Below are 3,787 nucleotides of genomic sequence, written 5' to 3' on the forward strand. Positions count from 1 at the left end.
GACTGGCAGGGTCGTGTAAACGATCTATCGCGTATTCACTCTTGAAGAGCAGCGGGGATCACCGTGAGTGAGGCGCCAGGATGTCGGTTGCCCCGCCTGGCAGAGGGCTTCATGATCGCTTTGTGGATGTCGTGGCGCAGTGGGTGCGCACGTCGTGGACGAAACGGTCGCGTGGGGGATCAACGGCGGCGGTCCGGAACGCCGCGCCGGTAGGTTTCGCCTTGCCGGTGCGTCGGTGCCCTGTCGTCCACGAGGTGCTGATGGACGAGGCGCACGAGTTCGAGCCGAGCGAGTCGTTCCGCGATGGGCAGCCAGATCGGTCTGGCGTCCTCTTGAAGGAGAACGACGGTCGACTGCGGGTCGAGTTGGTGGTCACGCCGTGGGGGATGCCTCGCCGCTGGCGTCGGCCGCCGGCGGTGTGGCTCGGGCTCGGTGAGTGGGTGCGTTGGCAGGTCAACTATCGGTTCGTCGGATCATGTGGCGGTGACTGGAGCTACCGGTTGGACACCTTGAACCTGGCGTTTGGCGCGACGTCGGTGGACGTCTTCATGGGGAACCCGACTCGGTTTGTCGATGAGCGTGGGCTGTTGCGTTAGCTGGCCTCATGTTGATCCGGTGTAGCGGTTCCAGGTTCCGCCAGCGGCGGCGTGGTGGCGCTGGGTGGTGGTGTGGTGGAAGCCGAGGGCCTGGGCGATGACCGGTGCCGGGGCTTGGAGGACGAGTTGGTGCAGTGCGGCCAGGCGGCCGGGGACGGTGGGGACGCCGAGGTCGCGGATGAGTGGGGCGATCGTGCGGGTGGTCAACGGTTGGCCGGCGCGGCGGCCGGGGAACAGCCAGCGGGCGTTGCGGTTCGTGGCGGTGCGCATGTTGGTGCGCTGGTCGCGAAGCGCCAGTAGCAGCTCGGCGACGGGTGCGGGAACCGGCGTTGGCGGGTCGCCCAACCGGAGCAGGACGTCGGGGCCGGTGGTGTCGATGTCGTCGATGGTCAGGCGCAGGATGCGGCCGAGCGGTTGGGCGTAGAGAAGCAGCAGGATTGCGGCGACGCGGGCGCGGAGCTCGCCGGTGTCGTCGGTGATCAGCTTGCGGAGTAGTCCGATGCGGCGGTGCTGCGTGATCGGGGATCGCTGGCCGGGCCGGTGTGCGGCGACGTGCAGCCGTGGCATGTGCCCGGCGTGGGCGGCCCAGGTCAGGAACGGTTTGAGGAGCTGTTGTTGACGCGGCGGATGGGTGACGATCCAGCGGTTCAGGTCGTCCTGCCCGAGCCGGGCGAGGGCGAGTCCGCGCTCCTGGACCCCGGCGATGAAGTCGCCAGCTCGCAGGACTTGCTGTCCGAGTTCGCCGCGGGTGCTGCGGCTCACGGGCCCGCGTTCGGCGCGGCGGCGCAGCCAGGGCATCAGATGCCAGGTGGCGTACTGGCGCAGCAGCCGGCGCTGTTCGGTGTCGGTGATGGTGTCCAGGTGCTCGAGCAACCATCTCTCGAACAGCAGGATCTGCTTGTCGATCAGGGGCAGGACACCGCACTGCATGAGCAGTTCCCGCAGGTGAGCGGCAGCCCGCCACGGTTGCAGGTGGTGGAATGCATCGTGGCTCAGTTCGATGTCAGCGCGGCCCAGACCTCGCAGCAGGTCCGCCGCCGGGGCGGAGCGGCCGTGCCGGGAGGAGACCCAGGCCAGGCCGGTGAGCGGGTTATCCATGCTGGTCAGCAGCTTGGCCAGGGGCGCCAGTTCAGGGCGGATGCGGCCGGTGCCGTCGTCGAGGAGCTCGCCGATCCGCCGGGTGAACGTGCAGCGGGTGCACCGGCGGCCGGCGTGCAGCTTGCCCTCCTGCCCGCACTCGGCGCAGGCATACGAGATGGAGAATCCGGCGCAGCTGGTGCAGATCAGAGCTTGGTCCTCGGTGCGCCGTCCGGCCAGGAGCCGGTCGTGACTGCAACCGGGGCAGCGACCCTGGGTCCGCAACGCCCGATCTTGGCAGGTGCGGCAGACCTGCCCGTCGGGCCACCGAACGGTCGAGCTGCTGCGTCGGCCGCAGCGGACGCAGTTGCGGACGAACCAGCGTTCGTACTGCTCAGCGGTGTAGGCCCGGCTCATCAGTCCGGTCGCACGCGGGCGCGCTTGGGTCGGACCGTGGCCAGGTCCACCGGCGCCGGGGCGTCGCCGGCGACGGCCTTGCGTGGCGCGATGTTGGCCGCCGTCGTGACGACCAGGTCGGCGGGGGTGACCTCCAGGATGTCGCATAGCGCCGCGAGGACGGGCAGCGACAGCCGCTCGGGTGTGCCGGTGACGAGGCGGTGGACCTGGGAGGCGGACAGGTCGATGCCGCGTTCGTGCAGCAGCGGGACCAGTTCGGTGGCGGTGAACACGCCGCGGGCGGCCATCATCTCCCGCAGCCGCCACCGGTAGCTGACCTGGCGTTTCATGCTCCTCGGGCCCTCCGTGCCGGTCGTAGTGCCGCGTTCATGGTCGCGTCGAGTGCCTGCCGCAGCGTGCGGGTGCGGAAGTCCGACGACACGCAGGTGTAGATCGCCGTGGTAGAAGCGTGTTCGTGGCCGACCTGCTGCTGCACGAACAACGGATCCCAGCCAGCCTCGATCAGGTGGGTGACATACGACCTTCGCAGCGAGTGGAAGTCCAGCCCGGCGTCCAGGCCGAGGGCGTCACGGTAGGCCGACAGCCGCGCGTTGAGCTGCGCCAGCCCGACCCGAGGCGCCCGTTCCGAGGGCCACAGCGCCGGGTTGCCCTCGATGGCCAGCAGCGGCCGGATCTCCTCGATCCACTCGGCGAGGACTTCCGGCACCCATGCCCAGACGGTCAACACGCTGCGCCGTTTCGGCGGCGAGCCCTTCATCGCCTTGCCGTGGCGCACGTAGAGCACGCCGTACTCGCCGAACTCGTCGGCGTGCGGGTTGCGTCCGAAGTCGGCCACGTCGAGCATCCGGGTCTCGTTGCGCCGTAGCCCATACCCGTAGGCGACCTTGAACAGGGTCGCGTCGCGGAACGCCGGCAGCCAGCCCTTGCGCCCGGCCGCCCGAATCCGGGTGACCTGCTCGTCGGCGTAGTCCAGCAAGGCCTGCATCTCGTCAAGCGTGAACGCCCGCTTGGCCGGGTCGCCCTCGGCCGCGGCGACGTGGACTGCGGCGTTCCACTCGTGGACCACCTGCACCGGGTGCGTACCAAAGCGCTTCTCGCACTCGCCCACCCAGCCGTAGGCCGGGTCGGTCAGGTACGCGCAGAACAGCCGGACCGCCTCCTGATAGCCACGCAGCGTCGAACGGCGCACCCGGCGTACGGCCCGCAGATCGGTGCACCACTCGTCGACCAGCTGCGGAGTCCACCGCCACGGCAGCGCCTGCGCGTGCTCGGCGAACGCTCGCACCGACCGCTGCCGGCTCTCCACGGTGCCGAAGGACAGGTTCCGCGCGAGTTGCTGGTTCCGCCAGCCGTCGAGCATCGCGGTGAACACCTGCTCGTCCGGCCGCAACAGCCGGACACCGTCAGCCAGTTGCAGGACCGCCGAGCCCGGCGTGGCACGTTCCACGTCCACCGACAGTGACCTCCCACCACTCGCATCAGATGCGAGATCTTCGCATCTGATGCGACCCGCTTGTCAAACACGCAGGTCAGGATGGTGGGATTCGGAACCCTCGTGACAGGGAGCCACCTCTAAGACGTCTACAGTCGTCGAAACCGCTACCCGCGCAATCAGCAGCACCAACCTCAGCTGCATGCCGCGCGCAGACTGTCTTGTATTCGCATCAGATCGAATACGTGGCGGTTGTAGCTTCCAG

At 68.9% G+C, this 3,787-nt stretch carries 4 protein-coding genes; 1 reads left to right on the forward strand and 3 read right to left on the reverse strand.

The features are described 5' to 3' along the window. The first annotated feature begins 254 nt into the window (after positions 1 to 254). The gene (locus ACFHW0_RS31490; protein WP_416613265.1) at positions 255 to 596 is read left to right on the forward strand and encodes a hypothetical protein; all 342 of its coding nucleotides are present in this window, start codon (positions 255 to 257) and stop codon (positions 594 to 596) included. Positions 597 to 602: 6 nt separating this feature from the next. Here ACFHW0_RS31490 and ACFHW0_RS31495 read toward each other — a convergent pair whose 3' ends face one another. The 3 genes from ACFHW0_RS31495 to ACFHW0_RS31505 form a co-directional block, all read right to left on the reverse strand. After that, positions 603 to 1,958 (reverse strand): hypothetical protein, encoded by a 1,356-nt coding sequence (locus ACFHW0_RS31495; protein ID WP_416613266.1) that lies wholly within the window; start codon positions 1,956 to 1,958, stop codon positions 603 to 605. Between the two features lie 131 nt (positions 1,959 to 2,089). Beyond that, on the reverse strand, positions 2,090 to 2,419 hold the full coding sequence (locus ACFHW0_RS31500) for a helix-turn-helix domain-containing protein (RefSeq protein WP_416613267.1): 330 nt from the start codon (positions 2,417 to 2,419) through the stop codon (positions 2,090 to 2,092). Next, on the reverse strand, positions 2,416 to 3,462 hold the full coding sequence (locus ACFHW0_RS31505; RefSeq protein WP_416613268.1) for a tyrosine-type recombinase/integrase: 1,047 nt from the start codon (positions 3,460 to 3,462) through the stop codon (positions 2,416 to 2,418). Before ACFHW0_RS31505 ends, ACFHW0_RS31500 begins: the two co-directional genes overlap by 4 nt. Positions 3,463 to 3,787 lie beyond the last annotated feature (325 nt).

The organism is Micromonospora sp. LOL_025 (genome assembly GCF_048060285.1).
Taxonomy (GTDB): Bacteria; Actinomycetota; Actinomycetes; order Mycobacteriales; family Micromonosporaceae; genus Micromonospora.